The organism is Pedobacter sp. HMWF019 (genome assembly GCF_003061025.1).
GTDB lineage: Bacteria > Bacteroidota > Bacteroidia > Sphingobacteriales > Sphingobacteriaceae > Pedobacter.
In genome coordinates this window covers 1-1,759 of sequence record NZ_QAIL01000227.1, presented here as the reverse complement: position 1 = coordinate 1,759, position 1,759 = coordinate 1, and the positions used below count along the sequence as shown (strand labels likewise).

Here is a 1,759-nt window from a genome sequence, read left to right as displayed (position 1 = left end):
GTTATAGTTAATAGCCCATACCCGATCATACGCTAAACCCATCGGTTTTCTATAATTCAGATAATAATATACCAGGAAAGAAAAAACAGCAAAAATAACCAGGAAAGAAACCAGTATTTCAGAAAGGAACAGAAAGTTATGCCTCCTTTTATTCCATATTAATTTAAATAAATGCTTAACCATAATAATATCTTTTAGAATTTACTGCGCTTTTAACGCCTTTACAACATTTAGCCGGGACATACGCCAGGCCGGATAAACTCCGGAAATCAAACCGAAAAACACACAAGCTAAAAAACTATACATCAGCACAGAGAAATTCAAAGACAGCCTGACACTATCGATCAGGTTCCAGGAATTGAAAAAATAAATGATCAACGCAGAAAAAAGTAAGCCCAATAGCCCTCCCAAAAAAGTAAGGATCATATTTTCCACGATAAACTGACAAACCAGCGTCCTGGAAGATGCACCAAAAGCTTTCCGTACCCCAATTTCTGATGATCGTTCCATAATCCGGGTAATATTAATATTCACCAGATTAATGGTAGGGAGCAACAAAAACAAAATAACAAAAGCAACCAAAACAGATACCGCCCTGGTAATCCCAGAATCCTTACCATCTCCGGCAATCCGTCTGGTTATACTGGCAAAAAAATAATCTGCGTTGCAGTAAAGCCGGTCAAACTCTTTATTTCCTATGGGAACTTTCCTCATCATCTGATCAAATTCCAGTTTCATCTTTGGAACATCAGCTTTTGACCTGGCCAATAGTACCGCACTGTAAGGCCCCATTAAATCTGGCTTATTATAATTTTCTTTAGATACTGTATAAGGCAAAAACATATCTCCTGCAAAATTCCGCATCGTTTTAGCCACATTAGCTACTACACCGATAACCCTGTAATTTACCTCATCAGCAGAAATATATTGACCAACCACACTTGGCACATCGCCAAAATAGGCTTTTTTAGTGGCCAAAGAGATCACTGCAACACGTTCTCGATTAAGAATCTGTTGTTCAGAATAAGGCTTTCCTTCCAAAAACCGATATTCCAGCACCCTCCAGTAATCCGCATTGGTATATTTATAATTGATCACGATCTTCTTATTGTTCACATAAGCATTGGAAGCCTTTGGATAAGAAGAAATTCCCATCTTTTCCACATTTTTAAGCCTGGATACATAGTGCTCAAAGAAATAAAAAGAAACATCACTTCTATTCATCCAACCCTCTTTAGAATTCTGTAATTCCATAGATCCTACATATAAAGATCTGTCCCTTTTGTAATCCGGATAATCAGGACTAACAACCTTATCCAAAAATGCAGTACCAACCATCAATATGCTCAATGTAAAGCTGATTCCGAACAAACTCACAAAAGTGAAGAACTTTCTTCTCTTCAGTACCACAATGGCTATTTTAAAATAATTTTTAAGCATAACCTTTAATTATTGAACCTGAGAACCATCAAATAAACGAACCAGGCGGTGCGTCTTATTTGCCATATTTTCATCATGTGTTACCATCACCACAGTCGTACCGTCATTTCGGTTTAAATTGATCAGAATATCCATGATCTCATTGCCCATTGCACTGTCCAGATTTCCTGTAGGTTCATCTGCCAGAATAATCTGAGGTTTACCAACAATGGCCCGGGCTATCGCCACCCGCTGCCGCTGCCCGCCAGACAACTGTGAGGGGAAGTGCTTCAGGCGGTTACTTAAACCTACCTTCTCCAGCGCCTCTGCAGCCAGATCC

The 1,759-nt window shown here is 39.0% G+C and carries 2 protein-coding genes and 1 pseudogene; all 3 read right to left on the bottom strand.

All coding sequences use genetic code 11. From position 1 onward, the window contains the following. Positions 1-183: pseudogene (locus DBR11_RS30160) on the bottom strand (ABC transporter permease); the annotation flags it as partial. Positions 184-201: 18 nt separating this feature from the next. Next, positions 202-1,440, bottom strand: coding sequence for an ABC transporter permease (locus DBR11_RS13490; protein ID WP_108553194.1), 1,239 nt, complete (start codon positions 1,438-1,440; stop codon positions 202-204). A 9-nt stretch (positions 1,441-1,449) separates the two neighbouring features. Beyond that, on the bottom strand, positions 1,450-1,759 hold a 310-nt coding region (locus tag DBR11_RS13485), incomplete at its 5' end, for an ABC transporter ATP-binding protein (RefSeq protein ID WP_146186526.1).